This is a genomic window from Actinacidiphila oryziradicis, from assembly GCF_005047355.1.
GTDB classification, from domain to species: domain Bacteria; phylum Actinomycetota; class Actinomycetes; order Streptomycetales; family Streptomycetaceae; genus Actinacidiphila; species Actinacidiphila oryziradicis.
Genome location: NZ_SUMC01000137.1, coordinates 1 through 17,162 on the forward strand (window position 1 = coordinate 1; position 17,162 = coordinate 17,162).

A 17,162-nucleotide genomic window follows, 5' to 3' on the forward strand; every position below is an offset into this window, starting at 1 on the left:
TCCTGGCATGCTCTGGTCCCCGTCACCATTTCGGATCAAGGTAAGCCATCGGACCCAAGAACCTCCCTCCGAGTTCCTCCCGGCTGAACCGGGGATACGAGCCAGACGCCTCATGGCGCACTGGAAGAAGTCCGCTGCCAGCAGGCCGGAGGCCCAGGCGCGCAGGAACGCGCGCCACGTCGGTCCTCCGCCGGGGCTGCGCCGGGGTGCGGGACCGAGGCCGGCGCTGCGCAGGATGCGGCCGATGGTAGAGGCACCGACCCGGTGACCGCCGCGCCGGGCTGCGGTGCCGCAGTGAGGAAACCGCATGCGGGGTCGCGCGTACCGCTCGGTGAGCCCGGCGACCTGTTCGACGAAGGTCTTCCGCACACAGGCAACGGTCAGGCAGCGGAATCGCCGGACCAGCAGGTCAACCACGGTTCGGCGGCCCGCAACGGCTGAGTCAGCCAGGCGGCGCTGATATCCGCCGTGGATCCGAGCGGACAACGAGCCGCAGTCCGGACAGGGCGCCTGCCGCGTCCCCGACCGCGCGGGATGGTCATCAGGTCCTCGGCTATGACCACCTCCTCCACGACCACTGGATCCAGGTGCGAGAAGGCCGACCAGAGCGCATCACAGTTACACGAACACCATCATCCCAGCGGTCAGTGACGCCCAGTCACCTCTCCACAAGAAATGGATGAGAGCCGCGCTGTCCGCTCTCAATCTGGGCAGCAGCGAACCGATTTGCTAGCTTCGAACAATGGTCGCCCAGGCTGAGAACTTCGCGTCGCGTCGCTATGTCGACCTGCGACGCCAGGGCACGGCCACCTGTCGCCCCGGCTGAGGCGGCCGGAGTGAATCCGGCTTGCCGACAACGAGACGGCGCAGTGTCGGACCAGCTCCCGAGGAAGTAGTTCCCATGCCCCGCCCAACGGCACCATTCCCCCCGGTCACCCTTCCCTCTCCCCCGGCCCCCGCGGCGGTCCGCCGGGCCTCGGACAGCGCGCGGCGCAGGACCAGCGCCAGCGTCATCCTGCGGTCCGTACTGGAGCACGGGCCGGTCGCCCGGAGTACCATCGCCCGGCTGACCGGCCTCTCCCCGGCCTCAGTGACCGACTACTGCGCCCAATTCGTGGCGCTCGGTCTGATCCGGGAGGCCGCCGTGCCCCGGCAGTCGAAGGGGGTCGGCCGACCACACGTACCGGTCGACCTGGACGCATCCCGATTCGTGGTCGGCGGGGTGCACGTGGCGGTGCCGCACACCACCGTCGCGCTGCTCGACCTGCGCGGGCGGGTGGTCGTCGAGCGGCGGCTCAGTCACGGCGACGGCACCGAGCCGGGCCGGGTGCTGGCGAACGCCGCCGACGGGCTCGCTGCGCTGGTGGCGGAGGCCGGCGGCCGTACCCCGCTGGGCGTCGGTGTGGCGGCCGGGGGCTGGGTGGACCGGGACTCCGGGACCATCGTGGAGCACGCTCTGCTGGGGTGGCGTGACGTGGCCGTTCGGGAGGTGATCGGCGCGCGCACCGGCCTGCCGGTCCATGTGGACGGGCACGCACGGGCGTTGGTCAACGGGGAGCGGCTGTTCGGGCGGGTGCGAGGCAGCCGGAGCATGCTGCACCTCTTCGTCGGTAATGTGGTGGACGCTGCCTTCGCCACCCACGACGAGGTGCACCACGGTCCCCGCTCGCAGGCCGGGGCGATCGCCCATCTGCCGTTGGAGGGCGGGACGGAGCCGTGCGGCTGCGGCAGGACCGGGTGCCTTCAGGTCGAGTTGAGCGAGCGGACGCTGTGCCGCCGGGCGCGCGAGCGGGGTGTCATCCACACGGCGAATCCGATGCAGGTGGTGGGGGCCGCGGCCGACGGCGACCGGGTCGCCGTACGGCTGCTGGTCGAGCGGGCCCGGATGGTCGGGCGGGCGACCCGGCTGCTGCTCGACGTGCTCAATCCGGACACGGTCATCATCACCGAGGTCGGTGTGATGTACCGGGAGGACTGCCTCGGTGCGCTGCGCGAGGCGGTGGGGTTGGACCGGGGGGCGGTGGTCGTGCCGACCAGTTTCACGGACTCGGTGCTGGCCGTGGCGGGCGGTTCGGTGGCTCTCGACGTGCTCTACCGGGATCCGCTGGGCGAGTTGCTGGGGCCGAATTAATTCAGAAACTCCGAATGTTGACAGGGCTGTGCGTGGCCAGGAGCATCCTGTGCATGAGCAGCGCGCAGGACTTTTCCCCGGTGATCCGGTCGCGGCAGGGCCGTGACCGGAGCGCTGGTGTCGCGCTGATGCCGTCGCGGCAGGTTCTGCTGACCAAGTGCCGTGTCATCGACCTGATGCGGGTCGGCCGCACTCTGTGTTGCTGACGCGTTGACGCACTGACGACCCCGCACTTCTTTCTTTTGCCGCGCCTTCGGCGTGTGCCTCGTTCTGCGCGCACTTTTCCTTCCTGACTTCGCCCTGCCCGCAATTCCGCGTTTGTGCCCCTTGACCTCAAGGAGTCCTCCCATGCCACCAGTGTCCCCGTCCGCGTCCGGTGTCGACCGGCGGCTGTTCCTGTCCTCCCTGCTCGGCGTCGCCGCCGCTGCCGTGCTCAGCGGCTGCGCGGGTGCCAGCGCCGTCGGCACCCAGTCCAAGGGGTCCACGTCCGCCCCGCTGGCTGTCAAGGTCCCCTCCGGTACGAGCCTCAAAATCGCCTCGTTCCAGGGCGTCCAGCAGTTGCAGTTCAAACTCGCGGGCCTGACCGATCTGCCCTTCACCGTCTCCGACTGGCTGAACATCGGCGCCGGTCCCGACGTCATCAACGCCTTCCGCGCCAACTCCCTGGACGTCGGCAACAACGCGGGGATCCCGCCGATCCAGGCGCACTACCAGGGCTTCGACGCGAAGATCGTCGCGATCAACATCACCCGCAAGCCCACCTACGCCTTCGCCACCAAGCCCGGCAGCGACATCAGGGACGTCCAGGGCTTCAAGGGGAAGAAGCTGGCCTTCTCGCAGGGGCAGGCGCAGGGCGTCGTCCTGCTGCGCGCCCTGAAGGAGGCCGGGCTGCAGTACAGCGACGTGAACTTGGTGCCGCTGACCAGCAACCAGTTTCTCACCGCGCTCCAGGCGGGCCAGGTCGACATCGCCCCGCTCGGCAATTCACAGGTCCCGGCCTACCTCGAGAAGTACGCGTCCAAGGGCGCGCACGCCGTCACCACCGACGTCGTGGACCTCCTCAACCTGCTGTGGGCGCCCTCCTCCGTGCTGGCCGACTCTGCGAAGGCCGCCGCGATCGCCGCGTACATCCCGTACTGGGCGAAGGGTCTGGTATGGGAGTACGAGCACCCGGACGCCTGGGACCAGGAGTTCTACGTCAAGACCCAGAACCTCACCCTCGCTCAGGCCAAGTCAATCACCGCGCTCGCCAACAAGCCGCTGTTCCCGCCGAGCTGGGACGAGGCGGTGAAGTGGGAGCAGGAGACCGCCGACCTGCTGGCGGAGGGCGGCTTCGTGAAGAAGTTCACGGTCGACTCGCTCTTCGACCGGCGCTTCGAAGCCATCGCGGCGAAGGCCGTCGCGGCCCAGTACCGGAGTTGATCGCCGTGACCATTAGCACAGCAGCTGCGGCACCCGTCGCGTCCACGCCCGCCGAGGAGGCCACTCCGGTACGTCGGACCAGGCGCCGCGGCCTCGCGCCCGGCAAGCGGCTGCCCGCCTCCCGGCTCATCGGCCCCGCCCTCATCGTCGCCCTGTGGGCGGCCGCGTCCGCCGCCGGGCAGCTGGACCCCGGTGCCATCCCGGCCCCCTGGACGGTCGTCAGTACTGCCGGTCGTCTGTGGACCGTCGGCACGCTCCCCACGGATGTGCTCACGTCGTTGGGACGCGCCGGACAGGGGTTCACCCTCGGGCTGACTGCCGGAGTGGTCCTCGCCCTGGCGGCCGGACTCAGCCGGATCGGCGATGCGCTGATCGACGGGACGGTCAATCTCAACCGGGCGGTTCCGACCCTCGGTCTGATCCCGCTGTTCATCCTCTGGCTCGGCATCGGCGAGACGTTCAAGATCGCGATCATCGCCATCGTCGTCTACATCCCCATCTACCTGAACCTGCACTCCGCACTGTCCGGCATCGACCACCGCTACGTCGAACTCGCCGAGGTCCAGGGCCTGTCCAAGATCGGCTTCATCCGGCAGATCGTCATCCCCGGCGCGCTTCCCGGCTTCTTCGTCGGCCTCCGGCTCGGCGTGACCGGCTCGTGGCTCTCCCTGGTCGTCCTGGAGCAGATCAACGCCACCAGCGGCCTCGGCTACATGATGTTCCAGGCGCAGAACTACGGCCAGACGGACGTCATCCTCGTCGGCCTGCTGATCTACGGGATCTTCGGCCTGCTCTCCGACACCCTGGTCCGCCTCATCGAACGAAGGGTGCTGTCATGGCGACGCACGCTGAGCAGCTGACCGCGGTCGAGGGCCCGGCGGTCCGGCTCACCGGCCTGACCCGCTCCTTCGAAGCCCGCACGGTCCTCGACGGCATCGATCTCGACATCCCGGCCGGCCAGTTCACGGCCCTACTCGGCCACAGCGGCTCGGGCAAGAGCACGCTGCTCCGGGCCATTGCCGGCCTCGACCACTACGTCGTCGGCAGCGGCGAACTTACCGCTCCGGAACGGGTGTCCGTCGTCTTCCAGGACTCCCGGCTGCTGCCCTGGCGCCGCGTCCTCGACAACGTCCTGCTCGGCACGGACGGCAAGGAAGCCGCCGAACGCGGCCGCGCCGCCCTCGCCGAGGTGGGACTCGCGGGGCGCGAACGGGCCTGGCCCAACGAGCTGTCCGGCGGCGAGGCCCAGCGCGCCGCCCTGGCCCGCTCCCTCGTCCGCGACCCCGAACTCCTGCTCGCCGACGAGCCGTTCGGCGCCCTGGACGCGCTCACCCGGATCCGTATGCACGTACTCCTGCGCGAGTTGTGGGAACGCCACCGGCCCTCCGTCCTGCTCGTCACCCACGACGTGGACGAAGCCATCGTGCTGGCCGACCGGGTGCTCGTGCTCGACCAGGGCCGCATCAGCGTCGACCTGACCATCGACCGCCCGCACCCGCGCTCGTACCGCGACCCGCTCTTCGGTGAGTACCGCGAGCGCCTGCTGGATGCCCTCGGCGTGACGGAACACCACGCAAACCAGGACGGCCACCAGTGACCCGGCGCCAACTCCACCTCAACGCCTTTCTGATGAACACCGGCCACCACGAGGCCTCCTGGCGGCTGCCCGAGAGCAACCCGTACGCGAGCGTCAACCTCGACCACTACCGCAACCTCGCCCACATCGCCGAACGCGGCACCTTCGACTCGCTCTTCCTCGCCGACGGCCCGGTCCTGTTCAGCCAGGTCGGCCAGCGCCCGTCCGGCGCCTTGGAACCCATCACCCTGCTCACGGCGCTAGCCACGGCCACCGAGCACATCGGGCTGATCGCCACCGCCTCCACCTCGTACAACTCCCCCTACAACCTGGCCCGCAGGTTCGCCTCCCTGGACCATCTCAGCGGCGGTCGCGCGGGCTGGAACATCGTCACCACCGCCGGCGCCGAGGCCGCCCGCAACTTCGGCCTCGACGACGAGCCGGCCCACGCCACCCGCTACGAACGTGCCGCCGAGTTCCTGGACGTGGCCCTCAAGCTCTGGGACAGCTGGGAGGACGACCTGGTCGTAGCGGACAAGGCGGCGGGGGTCTGGGGCGACCAACGCAAGATCCACCCACCACGCCACAAGGGGACGTACTTCAGCGTCGAGGGCGCCCTCAACGTCCCCCGCAGTCCACAGGGTTACCCGCTCCTCGTGCAGGCAGGCTCTTCGCAGGACGGCAGGCGTTTCGCGGCCCGCTACGCGGAGGCGGTGTTCACAGCCCAGCAGACGCTCAACGACGCGCAGAACTTCTACGCCGACCTCAAGTCACGGGCCCGGGAAGCCGATCGGGACCCCGACCACATCAAGATCCTGCCCGGCATCGTCCCGGTCATCGGCTCCACAGAGGCCGAGGCACGCCAACACGAGCAGGTACTGGAGGACCACATCGTCTACGAGCACGGCCTTCACCGTCTCGAACGCCTGCTGCAACTGGAACCGGGCGCCCTCGAACTCGATGCCCAATTGCCCGCCGAGCTGGCGCCGGAGAGCGCCATCGAGGGGGCCAAGAGCCGCTACACCCTCATCGTGGAGCTCGCCCGCCGCGATCGGCTCACCGTCCGCGAGCTCATCGGCCGCCTGGGCGGCGGTCGCGGCCATCTGACCTTCACCGGTACGCCCGAACAGGTCGCCGACACCATCGAGGACTGGTTCCGGCGGGGCGCCGCCGACGGCTTCAACATCATGCCCGCCGTCCTGCCGTCCGGCCTCGACCTCTTCGTCGACCACGTCGTGCCGATCCTGCGCGCCCGCGGTCTGCTCCGCACGGAGTACGGCCCACGACAGACCCTGCGGGAGCGCTACGGCCTCCCGCGCCCCGATAACCAGCACACCGCCGCTCTCGTCTGAAACCGAAGGGACCCATCCATGCCCGAGATAGAGATCCGCAAGGTCACCGCCCACATCGGCGCCCAGGTTTCCGGCGTCGACATCGCCAAGCCCCTCGACGACGAGACCGTCGCAGCCCTGCGTACCGCCCTCAACGAGCACAAGGCGCTGGTCTTCGACGACGTCGACCTGGACGACGACGGCCAGCAGGCCTTCGCCCGCCACTTCGGCGACCTCACCACCGCCCACCCCACGGTGCCCGCCGTGGACGGCGCCCCGAACGTCCTCCCCGTCGACAGCGAGCGCGGCCGCGCCAACCACTGGCACACCGACGTCACCTTCGTCCTCAACCCGCCCCAGGCCAGCACCCTGCGCAGCATCACCATCCCGCCATACGGCGGCGAGACCCTGATCGCCAACTCGGCCGCCGCGTACCGCGACCTGCCCGAGCCGCTGCGGCTGCTCGCCGACAGCCTGTGGGCCGAGCACACCAACGACTACGACTACGCGGTGCCGGACGAGGAGATCGACGAGGAGAAGGCCGAGCAGCGCGCCCAGTTCACGTCCATCAGCTACCGCACCGCCCACCCGGTCGTCCGGGTCCACCCGCTGACCGGTGAGCGCGGGTTGTTCATCGGCGGGTTCGCGCAGCGGATCGTCGGCCTGTCGGTGCCGGAGTCCCGCAAGATCCTCGACCTGCTTCAGGCGTACGTCACCCGGCCGGAGAACATCCTGCGGTGGCGCTGGTCCCCGAACCAGCTCGTCCTGTTCGATAACCGGATCACCCAGCACTACGCCATCGACAACTACAACGGCCTGCCGCGCCGCCTGCACCGCGTGACGGTCGCCGGTGACGTGCCGGTCGGCATCGAGGGCAAGGAGAGCTACTCGATCGCTGGCGACGCCTCGCACTACACATCGTTCGCATGACACGCGGGTGAACGGTCGAGCGCGTCCGCATAATGGGCAGCCTCTCTGTTCGGGCGGAGAGGCTGCCCAGACTGTGGGCGCTTGTGGACGGAACACCTAGTGTCCTGCATCGTAAATAGCGAGTCTAAGTATGTAGACTGTTTTCATGTCGCAACGAGGTCCTCGTGCTGTCGTGGTCGTCCTCTCCGATGATGAGTGCGCCGAGTTGTCGCGCTGGGCGCGGGGGGCGGCGTCGCCCAGGCTGGCGGAGCGGGCGCGGATCGTCCTGGCCTGTGCCGATGGTGCGTCACATGCGTCTGTGGCGGTGGAGTGTGGGGTGTCTTCGGCGACGGTGGGCAAGTGGCGCTCCCGGTTCGCGGTCCGGGGATTGGCAGGCTTGAAGGACGAGCCGCGTCCGGGCCGACGTAAGTCGGAGTTGGTGCTCACCGGGCCGGAGCGGGCCCAGCTCACGCGGTGGGCGCGGCGGCCGAAGACAGTGCGCCTGCCGGAAACCTCATTTGCGCAGGTCACACGTCCGAGCTACTGATCACAGAAAGCTATCGTCGGCCCCGCACGCGAGGACAGCTCGACACCCCGGCAAGATGATCAACCGTGCTGCTGCGACTTTGCGCGACCCTGGTGGTCATTCGACTTGGTCAAGCGGCGAGGCGTAATTCGAGTCGGGCGAGGTGGCTTGTTCAGGTGCGGTCGAGAGAGTGGCCGTTCCACCAGGCGTCGAGTCGGATCAGGTTCAGTGCGACGGCGCTGTAGACGTGTTCGAGGTGGGTCTTTGCCAGGCCGCGGTAGCGGGCCTGGTGCAGGTCGGTGACGGCGACTGCCTGTCGGATGGTGCCGTCGACGCCGGCGCGTAGGGCGTAGTCGGTGTTCCAGTCCTTGGTCTGCTGCCGCGCGCGAGCGTGCCGTAGGGCACGAGATCGCCGCCGCCTTGGACGCCGGCGGGCCGAGCGCCCTGGCCGCGGGCAAGCCCGGCCCCAAGGGCCCGCTCAAGCTCACCGACCCGGTGATGGAACAGGTCGAGGGCTGGCTGGCGGCCGACCCGAAGCTGAGGTCCCGCGACCTGGCGGCACGGGTGCTGGACGTGTTCGGGTTCCGCGTCCATCCCCGCTCGGTGGAGCGAGCGCTGGGCCGCCGCCGCGAGACCCGCGACTCCCCACCTCAATCAACCAGCACCGGGCCCCCTGACGCCGATCCCTTACGGACGCGACCGCAAGCGTTCTACCTGCACGAACAGCACCCGTTCACCCGTTTTCCCCGGATACGGACTGGAACACCCGCTACCTGTATGCCGCCGTCGCCCAGCTTCGTGCCGAGGGCCACGACATCAAGGACGAGGACGTGGCCCGGCTCTCCCCGCTCAAGGACCGGCACATCAACTTCCTGGGCCGCTACTTGTTCAACATCAAGGCCAGCGGCCCCGGTCAGGGCCTGCGTCCCTTCCGTGACCCGGACGCCGCCAAGGACGATGAGGACTGATCGGCGGCCCCGGCAGGGAAGGCCCGTCAGGCGGGTTCGGCGTTGAGGACGCGCCCGGCGGGGCGGCGGGTGTGGATCCACGCGGGCAGGGCGGTCAGCGCTCCGACTGCCAGCAGGATGACGAGTGCGGCGGTGAGCAGCCACGACCCCGGGGGCGTGACCTGCGTGCCGAAGAACCAGTACAGGACGAGCCCGGCCGGAATACCCGCTGCCACTCCGGGTACGGCGGGCAGGAGTTGCGCGACGCAGAGCGCCGTGACGACCTGGCCGGGTGTGGAGCCGAGGGTACGGGTGATGGTCAGGGCGCGCCGGGCCTGCACGGCGGTACTCCAGCCGAGGAGCACGGTGTTGAGCGTGGACAGTGCCACCAGCGCGAGGGTGACGGCGAGCAGCACCTGGCCGGTCTGGTTGGTCCGCACTTCGATGGGGCCGAACCGCTTGAAGGCGGGGGCCGCGTCGAGTTCGGCGTGGAAGGTGAGCAGCGCGGTGACCATGAGGGTGGTGGCGGCCGTGCCGGCGGAGGCCAGGGCGGCGCGGCCGGGCCGGCGGGCGAGCAGCCGGATGCCGAGTAGCAGCGACGTAGGTAGATACGCCGTCACGGCGTTCAGGTGCGGGTGGTGCGTGAGCATGTGAGCGGGGTCGACCAGGGCGTTGACGGTACTGGTGCGGGCGCCGCGCAGAGCGGGCCCGAGCGCACTGGTCGCGGCGACCACGATGGCGAGGACGACCGTGGCGGCGATGGTGCGGGTGTCCGGGGGGCTGACGGTGTCGAGCAGCCCGGCGCTGGGGTCGACCAGGTGGGGTGCGGCCAGGGTCCCGGCGGTCAGTCCGAGCGCGGTGGCCAGGAGGGTCAGCAGCAGGTATTGCGCCAGCAGGACGGCGGTGACGGTGCCGGGGCCGGCGCCGACGGCCTTGAGTAGTGCGGCACGCCGGTTGTCGCGGGTGGCGCGTACGGTGGCGAGCGCGGTGAGGGTGACGATCGCGGCGACGGCGAGCAGCCAGCCGCCGATGATCAGAGTGGGCCGGGTGTCCTTGATCATATTCGTGTCCGTGTTGAGGACGTCCTGCCAGTAGCGGAAGTTGACCCAGCTGTCGGCGGTGATGGCGTCGACGGCCGGGGAGCGGCCGAACCTGTCGGTCGCAGCAGGGTCGGACAGCTTCAGGTAGATCAGGTGGACAACGGGCGCGTCGCCTGCCGCCGCGCGAGCGTCGGCCGTGGTGAGCCACACCATGCCGCCATAGTCGGACGCCCCGGGCCCCTGCGCCGCGTCGCTCCACGGATACACCTCGATGGCCGCGCTGATCGCGGTCCCGACGACCGCAATGCTGCGCCCGCTGAGGGTGATGCTGTCGCCAACGTGCACACCGAGTGCCTGCGCCAAGCCGCGCTCGACCACTGCGCCGCCGGGACGCACCCAGGTCCCGGAGGTCACCAGCGGCCGGTCCACGGCGGACGGCGAACTGCCGCGCCCCACGACTGCGGAGTGCGCGGTTTGGCCGTGTGCCCGGATGGTGGTGTCGAACGCAAAGAACGGGCCACCGAGCTCAGTGACACCGGGCGCGTGTGCGAGGCGCTCGGCGAGGCCGGATGGGTCCGGGCTCGTCGTCGAGGCCATGATGTCGGGGCCGGCGGTGGCCGCGCGGGTCTTCGCGTACCCGGTGGACACCGCGTTGGTGGTCGCGGCGCCGAGCGTCAGGCTGGCGCTGGCGGCGGTGACGACGAGCAGGAACATGACGGCCTCGCCGGGACGGCGGCGCATGTCGCGCAGGATCAGGCGCCAGATCAGCAGCAGGCGTCCCATGGTCAGTCCTCCCAGCTCAGCAGGGAGCCGAGCCCTGTGCTGCTGCCGTGGCCGTGCCCTGTGCCGCCGTCGTTTCCGTGCAAGCGGGTGTCGTCGGCCACCGCCCCGTCACGCAGGGAGACGACGCGGTCGGCCGTGGCGGCGACCCGCTCGTCGTGGGTGACCATGACGAGGGTCTGGCCGGCGGCGCGCAGCTCGCCGAACAGGCGGAGGATGTCGAGGGTCGCGGCGCTGTCGAGGTTTCCCGTGGGCTCATCCGCGAGGACGACCAGCGGCTCGTTGACCAGCGCGCGGGCGATGGCGACCCGCTGCCGCTGCCCGCCGGAGAGCTCGGAGGGCAGATGCCGGGCCCGGTCGGCGAGCCCGACCTGATCGAGGAGTTCGGCGGCACGGTTGCGGGCGGTGCGCGGTGAGGCGCCGGCGAGCAGCGCGGGCAGCTCGACGTTCTCCGCCGCGGTCAGCTCATCCATCAGGTGGTAGGCCTGGAAGACGAACCCGACGGTGCGGCGCCGCAGCCGGGCCAGCGCCCGCTCACCGAGGTCGTCGACGCGCCGCCCACCAAGCCACACCTCGCCCTCGGTAGGCCGGTCAAGACCGCCGAGAAGCTGCAGCAGCGTGGACTTACCACAGCCGCTGGGCCCGGTCACGGCGAGCGCCTGCCCGGCCGGAACATCGAGGTCGACCCCATCGACGGCCCACACCACGCTCTCGTCCTGCCCGTACACCCGCGTCAGCCCGACCGCACGCAGCAACGGCCCGGTCGCCTCACCGGGTTGGGGGCCGACCCATCCCGCGCCCGGGCTGTCGTCCGTACCCCTGCGCCGCGACCGGCCCCTGACCCGTTGACCGTCTCTCGTCATCCGATTCCTTTGCCTTCCCCATGCGGCGTGCGGGCGGACCAGGTCCGCTCGCACGCCTCCAACCAGCGCAGGTCGGCCTGCAACCGGAGCGCGATGCCCTCCAGAAGCAGCCCGGCCTCCGAGCCCATGTCGTGAGCAAGGGCGGCGTGCTGGGCTTCGGCGAGGCTGCGCATCAGCCCTCGCCGCCGGGCGTCCACGAGCGCGAGCGGATCAGACAGGCCCGACTCGGCGGCGGCGACGAGCTTCAGGTGGAACTCCGTCACGTCCGCCCTGGGTCCGGCGCTCTCGGCCATCCATGAGGCCACCCGCTCCTGCCCGGCCACGGTCAGCGCGTACACCTTGCGCCGCGGGCCGCGCACCGGCGCTTCCTCACGCTCCTGGACGACCAGGCCCGCCTTTTCGAGCCGAGTGAGCGTCACATAGATCTGCCCCGCGTTCAGCGTCTGCCCCAACGGCCCGAGCGCCGCTACCAACCGCCTGCGCAGGTCGTACCCGTGTGACGGTTCCTTGGTCAGCAGCGCCAGCACCACGTCCTGCACGGACCACCCTCCTCTGCAACGCCTCAATAGATAGCGGTTAACTAAAAGCGGCGTCAAACCGGCTTCCATAGACCGCGCTCCTGTCTTCAAGAAACCTTCGTTTATCGACACTCGGGTCGGCTTCTGCCTGGGATTGCAGCTAGGGTCAGCGTGTGATTTAATAAATGAACGATCATTTATTTATTGGGAGGCGTTAGTGGCAGGACGTCCCCGAGGGATCGAAGATTCGGTGATCTTGCGGGGGGCGGCCGACGTGATGGGCCGGGTGGGCCCTGCAGGTCTGACTCTGGCGGCTGTGGCCAGCGAGGTGGGACTGGTGGCCGGCACACTCGTGCAGCGCTTCGGCTCCAAGCACGGCCTGCTGGTGGCACTGGCCAAGCAGTCCGCGCAAGACGCAGACGCACGGTACAAGCAGGTGCGGACGGAGCAGGCTTCCGCCCTGGCAGCGCTGATGGCGCTGGCAGTGGAGTCGATGGCTCCCATGGCTACGCCGGAGAGCTTCGCCAACCACCTGGCTTTCCTGTGCATGGATCTGACCGACCCTCAGTTGCACGAGCATGCCCTGGCCGTCCACCAGGCCCAGGGAAGGGCGATCGAGACACTGCTGACCGCCGCCGTGTCCTCGGGGGAACTCAGGGCCGAAACAGATACGGCAGCGCTGGCTGGATCCGTCCAGGCGATCATCGCCGGTGCGGGTCTGACCTGGGCGCTGGACCGTCAGGGCACGCTGCCGCAGCGACTCCGGCAAGAAATCAACACCCTTGTGTCGCCTCACATCCCGTCCAGTGACAGTCCCAGCTCGGAGGAATCATGACGAACGCCAAACAGTCGCTGGCCGGGAAGGTCGCCCTGGTCGCGGGAGGCACCCGGGGTGGGGGGCGGGGCGTCGCCGTTGCACTCGGGGCGGCGGGTGCCACCGTGTACGTCACCGGCCGCAGCAGCAGGGCCGGACGCTCCGACCTGGAGCGTCCGGAGACCATCGAGGAGACTGCCGAGCAGATCACCGCAGCCGGCGGTGCCGGCATCGCCGTGCGCACCGACCACAGCCGCCCGGAGGACGTCCGCGCGCTGGTCGACCGGATCGCGGCAGAGCAGCACGGTCGGCTCGACATCCTGGTCAACTCCGTGTGGGGCGGCGACCCGCTGACCGACTGGGAGCACCCCTTGTGGGAGCAAGACCTGGACACCGGCCTGCGGCTGCTACGGCAGGCCGTGGAGACCCACGTGATCACCAGCCGGTTCGCGCTTCCGCTGATGGTGGCCCGCAAGAGCGGTCTGGTGGTGGAGGTCACCGACGGCAACACCGCCCGGTACCGGGGCTCGTTCTTCTACGACCTTGCGAAGTCTGCCGTGATCCGCCTCGCCGTAGCCCAGGCTGCGGAGCTGGAGCAGCATGGCGTCGCGGCGGTGGCTATCACGCCCGGTTTCCTGCGCTCGGAGGCCATGCTGGAGGGCTTCGGTGTCACCGAGGCCAACTGGCGTGACGGCGCGGCCAAGGACCCCAACTTCGCCCACTCCGAAACCCCCACCTACCTGGGACGGGCCGTCGCCGCCCTGGCCGCGGACCCCGGCGTCATGGCCAAGACCGGGCGGGCCCTGGCCACCTGGGGCCTATATAAGGAGTACGGGTTCACCGATGCGGACGGCAGGCAACCGGACTGGCCCGCTCATTGGGCCAGTGCCCTGGAGGAGGAGCACGGGCCACTCGGGGACCCGCTGTAGATCCTGCGGTACCGGGTCCTGGGGCCTCAGGGCCCGGCGGGACGGCCGACCACAGCCGACCGAAGATCCAAGCGGGTGCCCACCTCCTGTGACTTGATGGTCCTGGCGTGGCACTACTCCTCGGTGGCGCCGGGCTCTCGCAGCGGGCGCAGGGGGCCGGTGCCGTGCGAGCGGACGATCGGATAGCGCCCGTGGAAATTTATGTGTTCGTGGATCAGCGGGGACAGCCGGGCACGGATCTCCGGGAAGATCGTCAGACCGCCGGTCTCCAGGCTGGTCACGGCCGCGTCGATGTAGAGGCTGTTCCACAGGGTATCCGGGGTAACGGGTGAACATGCGCTGTTTGCGCAGGTAGAGCGCTTGCGGCCGCGTCCGTAAGAGATCGAAGTAGCTTCCAGCGGAACGGGGTCAATTGGCCCCACCCGGGCTGGGCTTCTCTCATCAGTGGGATGCACAGCGCTCGATCATCCGGCTTGGGGTGCCAATGAGGGTGGGAATGGCGGAGAGGTGCCTCTCTGGTGTTGATCGAGGTTGAACCACTGGCCGACCTGCGGGTGCCGAAAACCCATGGCCTGTGAGCTGCAGGTTCTCACGAACGGCCGTCGATCGGCGGACAGGCGTGTGAGGCTGATCGACCGTGCTGCTGCGACTGCCCTACCTCGCCGTGTCGAGCGTGTTCTCCCTCTACGGTTGCTGCCGATGAGCGACGTGGACAAGGACATCGAGATATTGACGTTGCGGCACCAGCTGGCCGTCCTGCAGCGGCAGATCGACAGGCCACGCGTCTCCTCGGCGATCGCGCTTTCCTGGCCGTGCTCCTCCACCGGCTCTGCGCCTGCCGGAAACCTTATCCGTGCAGGTAATCGCGCTGTCCGGGTCCTGCGGCATGATGATCAGTCGTGTTGCTTCGTCTCGCTTACCTTGCCGTCACCAACGCATTTGCTGCGCTTCGTCTGCTGCCAATGAGCGACCGCGCCAAAGATGCGGAGATCTTGGCGCTGCGCCACCAGATCACTGTCCTGGAGCGGCAACTCGGCACCGAGAAGGTGAGATTCGCGCCTGAGGACCGGGCCTTCCTTGCAGCCCTCCTTCAACCGCTGCGCCGGGAGGTGCTGCAACGACTGCGGTTGCTCGTCCGACCTGACACCGTCCTTCGCTGGCATCGTGACCTGATGAAACAGCGGCATGCGAACACCTGCCAACCCAAGCGGCCGGGGCGCCCGCCCACCGTCCGTTCCATCCGCGCCCTCGTCCTTCGCCTGGTCCGCGAGAATCCCAGCTGGGGCTACCGAAGAGTGCATGGCGAGCCAGCCACCCTCGGCATCACGATCGCCGCGTCCACCGTCTGGGAGATCCTGAAAACCGAAGGCATCGACCCTGCCCCAGGCCGGGCCTCCACTACCTGGGCCGACTTTCTGCGCTCCCAAGCCGACGCACTCCTGGCCTGCGATTTCATCGAGACCACGACCCTGTCCGGCCAGCGCCAGTACATCCTCGCGGTCATCGAGCACGCCAGCCGCTGCGTGCGGGTCCTCGGTACGACTGCGCATCCGTCCGCCAGCTGGGTGACCCAGGCTGCGAAGAACCTGGTGATGGACCTGGAGGACGCTGGCGCCAAGGCCAGGTACATGATTCGAGACCGGGACGGGAAGTTCCCTGAGCTCTTCGACCAGGTTCTCGCCGGCGCTGGTATACAAGTCGTCCTCAGCGGCGTCCGGATGCCGAGAATGAATTCGATCATGGAGAGGTGGGTGCAGACACTCCGCCATGAACTCCTCGATCGGACTCTCATCTGGAACGAGCGCCATCTCCGCCACGCACTCCGCGAGTTCGAGCAGCATCACAATGCGCACCGGCCCCACCAGGCCATGAACCAGGCGGCACCGCTACGCGCTGCCCCTGAACCGATCACCGACTCCGCGCGGATAGCCGGCCTCGACATACGTCGGCACGATCGTCTGGGAGGAGTCATCCACGAGTATCAACATGCTGCTTGACCTGGAGGGATGAGGTTTTCGGCAGGCGCAGAGTCCAAGTTGCCCATTTATATTGCAGCCTCCACAGATAGTTGTCGAGGGAGCTGAACATCTTGGATGACACCACGCCCCGGTAATAGGCAGCCCACCCCCTGATGATGGGGTTGAGCTTGGCAACGACTGCCATCGCGTTCGATCCGCGCAGGGTGCGCATCTCGTCCGCAAGCCTTTTCCGGAGGCGCCCGACAGCCGCTTTGCTCGGCTTGATCAGCAGTTTGCGGCGGTAGCGGCGGACGTTGAACCCGAGGAAATCGAACCCGTCTTTCAGGTGAACGATCTGCGTCTTGTCCTCGTTGAAGACAAGCCCCCGAGGCGCCAGCCACTCCGCCAGTTTCGCCTTGGCCTGGTGTGCCTGTTCCTGGCTGTGGCAGAGCACGACCAGGAGAGTCGGCGGCGGGAATCGCACCCGCCGCCGCTCGCAGAACCGTGAAGGAACCTCTCAGCTCACACGGCTCCCATTGCCCAGCCATCAGGCTTGAGGCCGAACCGCCAATGGGCGAACATGTTGGGATACCGGCGGGCCGCACCCGCCAATAGTTCTCCCGCTCGTTTCTCCCGGCGGCGTAGTCGTTTGTACTTCTGGCAAGCCCAGCCCACCAACATTCTGTTGATGCGCCGGAGGAGGGGATACAACATGGACTTGTAGAATCGCCCGTAATAGTTGATCCATCCCTGAACGATGCTGTTGAACATCCGCGCAAGGTCCATCAGCGACTTGTCACTGCGTTGGGCGATGCGCCAGGAACGAATTTCCTTGCCCATCGCCTTGATCGCCTCCTTGCTGACCGCGGGCAGGAAGCTAACAAAGTGCTTCCCGAACCGGTTCTTGGCCAGCCTGGGCCGGAACGTATATCCAAGGAACGTGAACGCCGTGTACTCGTACGAGCCCCGCCGATCCGCGTCCTTACAATAGACGATGCGCGTCTTGTCCGGATGCAATTCCAAACCGACCTGCGCCAATCGCTGTGCTAGAGCGTCCCGCATGAGGCGGGCCTGCCTCTCACTTCCACAGTGAATCACCGCATCATCGCAGTACCGCTCGAAGGTGACCTGCGGGAACTCCCGCGTCAGCCACACATCGAACGCGTAATGGAGATATAGATTCGCCAGTACGGGAGAAATCACGCCCCCAACGCAATGGGCAACTTCTGTTTCGAGGTGACGCTCGGCTACCGGCGGCTGGAACTCCTTCCCCGCACGGAGGGTAAGGGGAGTCACAATGGGTAGTAGGTTTGTGACATGGTGCGTGGTGATCGTGTCGATAGCGTCGAGTACGCCCGGCGGGTCAACGCCGCCGCGGATCTGGCCGGGGCAGGTGCGCCTGTGGCCGCAGCCGCCCG

General features: G+C 68.5%; 19 protein-coding genes and 2 pseudogenes. 13 read left to right on the plus strand and 8 right to left on the minus strand.

Annotated elements, in window-relative coordinates:
• A partial coding sequence (locus FCI23_RS64360; protein ID WP_407646144.1) for a transposase family protein occupies positions 1-606 on the minus strand: 606 nt, incomplete at its 3' end.
• A 295-nt stretch (positions 607-901) separates the two neighbouring features.
• Between FCI23_RS64360 and FCI23_RS49035 the strand changes: the two genes are divergently transcribed.
• The 8 genes from FCI23_RS49035 (at position 902) to FCI23_RS49065 (ending at position 7,916) form a co-directional block, all read left to right on the plus strand.
• A complete protein-coding gene (locus FCI23_RS49035; RefSeq protein WP_136730475.1) occupies positions 902-2,131 on the plus strand; it encodes an ROK family transcriptional regulator in 1,230 nt (409 codons plus the stop codon).
• Positions 2,132-2,184: 53 nt separating this feature from the next.
• A complete protein-coding gene (locus tag FCI23_RS57585) occupies positions 2,185-2,337 on the plus strand; it encodes a hypothetical protein (RefSeq protein WP_169317338.1) in 153 nt (50 codons plus the stop codon).
• Positions 2,338-2,479: 142 nt separating this feature from the next.
• On the plus strand, positions 2,480-3,553 hold the full coding sequence (locus FCI23_RS49040; protein ID WP_136730476.1) for an ABC transporter substrate-binding protein: 1,074 nt from the start codon (positions 2,480-2,482) through the stop codon (positions 3,551-3,553).
• Complete coding sequence (locus FCI23_RS49045) at positions 3,550-4,413, plus strand: ABC transporter permease (RefSeq protein ID WP_136730477.1); 864 nt, start codon at positions 3,550-3,552, stop codon at positions 4,411-4,413. The genes FCI23_RS49040 and FCI23_RS49045 overlap by 4 nt, the downstream gene beginning before the upstream one ends.
• Complete coding sequence (locus FCI23_RS49050; protein ID WP_136730478.1) at positions 4,389-5,150, plus strand: ABC transporter ATP-binding protein; 762 nt, start codon at positions 4,389-4,391, stop codon at positions 5,148-5,150. The genes FCI23_RS49045 and FCI23_RS49050 overlap by 25 nt, the downstream gene beginning before the upstream one ends.
• Positions 5,147-6,481, plus strand: a complete 1,335-nt coding sequence (locus tag FCI23_RS49055) for an LLM class flavin-dependent oxidoreductase (protein WP_136730479.1) — start codon at positions 5,147-5,149, stop codon at positions 6,479-6,481. The genes FCI23_RS49050 and FCI23_RS49055 overlap by 4 nt, the downstream gene beginning before the upstream one ends.
• A gap of 18 nt (positions 6,482-6,499) precedes the next feature.
• A complete protein-coding gene (locus FCI23_RS49060; RefSeq protein WP_136730480.1) occupies positions 6,500-7,390 on the plus strand; it encodes a TauD/TfdA dioxygenase family protein in 891 nt (296 codons plus the stop codon).
• 145 nt (positions 7,391-7,535) lie between these two features.
• Positions 7,536-7,916, plus strand: a complete 381-nt coding sequence (locus tag FCI23_RS49065) for a helix-turn-helix domain-containing protein (RefSeq protein WP_136730481.1) — start codon at positions 7,536-7,538, stop codon at positions 7,914-7,916.
• A 151-nt stretch (positions 7,917-8,067) separates the two neighbouring features.
• On the opposite strand, the pseudogene FCI23_RS49070 reads toward FCI23_RS49065, so the two are convergent.
• Positions 8,068-8,295, minus strand: a pseudogene (locus tag FCI23_RS49070) (transposase); the annotation flags it as partial.
• A 358-nt stretch (positions 8,296-8,653) separates the two neighbouring features.
• On the opposite strand from FCI23_RS49070, the pseudogene FCI23_RS49075 reads away from it, so the two are divergent.
• A pseudogene (locus FCI23_RS49075) lies at positions 8,654-8,863 on the plus strand (Tn3 family transposase); the annotation flags it as partial.
• A gap of 26 nt (positions 8,864-8,889) precedes the next feature.
• On the opposite strand, the gene FCI23_RS49080 reads toward FCI23_RS49075, so the two are convergent.
• The 3 genes from FCI23_RS49080 to FCI23_RS49090 are packed head-to-tail and all read right to left on the minus strand — an operon-like array spanning position 8,890 to position 12,064.
• Positions 8,890-10,665 carry an FtsX-like permease family protein gene (locus FCI23_RS49080; protein ID WP_136730482.1) on the minus strand — a complete coding sequence of 592 codons (1,776 nt, stop codon included), beginning with the start codon at positions 10,663-10,665 and terminating at the stop codon, positions 8,890-8,892.
• 2 nt (positions 10,666-10,667) lie between these two features.
• Positions 10,668-11,525, minus strand: a complete 858-nt coding sequence (locus FCI23_RS49085; RefSeq protein WP_136730483.1) for an ABC transporter ATP-binding protein — start codon at positions 11,523-11,525, stop codon at positions 10,668-10,670.
• On the minus strand, positions 11,522-12,064 hold the full coding sequence (locus FCI23_RS49090; RefSeq protein WP_136730484.1) for a PadR family transcriptional regulator: 543 nt from the start codon (positions 12,062-12,064) through the stop codon (positions 11,522-11,524). Before FCI23_RS49090 ends, FCI23_RS49085 begins: the two co-directional genes overlap by 4 nt.
• A 229-nt stretch (positions 12,065-12,293) precedes the next feature.
• On the opposite strand from FCI23_RS49090, the gene FCI23_RS49095 reads away from it, so the two are divergent.
• Together FCI23_RS49095 and FCI23_RS49100 are read left to right on the plus strand one after the other, a co-directional pair.
• Positions 12,294-12,878 (plus strand): TetR/AcrR family transcriptional regulator, encoded by a 585-nt coding sequence (locus FCI23_RS49095; RefSeq protein ID WP_265737842.1) that lies wholly within the window; start codon positions 12,294-12,296, stop codon positions 12,876-12,878.
• Positions 12,875-13,786, plus strand: a complete 912-nt coding sequence (locus FCI23_RS49100) for an SDR family oxidoreductase (RefSeq protein WP_136730486.1) — start codon at positions 12,875-12,877, stop codon at positions 13,784-13,786. The genes FCI23_RS49095 and FCI23_RS49100 overlap by 4 nt, the downstream gene beginning before the upstream one ends.
• Positions 13,787-13,899: 113 nt before the next feature.
• Here the strand turns inward: FCI23_RS49100 and FCI23_RS62800 are convergent, their stop codons facing one another.
• Positions 13,900-14,241, minus strand: coding sequence for a Tn3 family transposase (locus FCI23_RS62800; RefSeq protein ID WP_136730487.1), 342 nt, complete (start codon positions 14,239-14,241; stop codon positions 13,900-13,902).
• Positions 14,242-14,485: 244 nt separating this feature from the next.
• Between FCI23_RS62800 and FCI23_RS61550 the strand changes: the two genes are divergently transcribed.
• Together FCI23_RS61550 and FCI23_RS49115 are read left to right on the plus strand one after the other, a co-directional pair.
• A complete protein-coding gene (locus tag FCI23_RS61550; protein ID WP_246144785.1) occupies positions 14,486-14,752 on the plus strand; it encodes a hypothetical protein in 267 nt (88 codons plus the stop codon).
• A complete protein-coding gene (locus FCI23_RS49115) occupies positions 14,686-15,783 on the plus strand; it encodes an integrase core domain-containing protein (protein WP_136730488.1) in 1,098 nt (365 codons plus the stop codon). Before FCI23_RS61550 ends, FCI23_RS49115 begins: the two co-directional genes overlap by 67 nt.
• Here the strand turns inward: FCI23_RS49115 and FCI23_RS49120 are convergent.
• Together FCI23_RS49120 and FCI23_RS49125 are read right to left on the minus strand one after the other, a co-directional pair.
• Positions 15,755-16,198 (minus strand): group II intron maturase-specific domain-containing protein, encoded by a 444-nt coding sequence (locus FCI23_RS49120; RefSeq protein ID WP_322974029.1) that lies wholly within the window; start codon positions 16,196-16,198, stop codon positions 15,755-15,757. The genes FCI23_RS49115 and FCI23_RS49120 overlap by 29 nt on opposite strands.
• Positions 16,199-16,266: 68 nt before the next feature.
• Positions 16,267-17,162 (minus strand): group II intron maturase-specific domain-containing protein (locus tag FCI23_RS49125; RefSeq protein ID WP_246144786.1); only part of this gene is annotated, 896 nt, incomplete at its 5' end.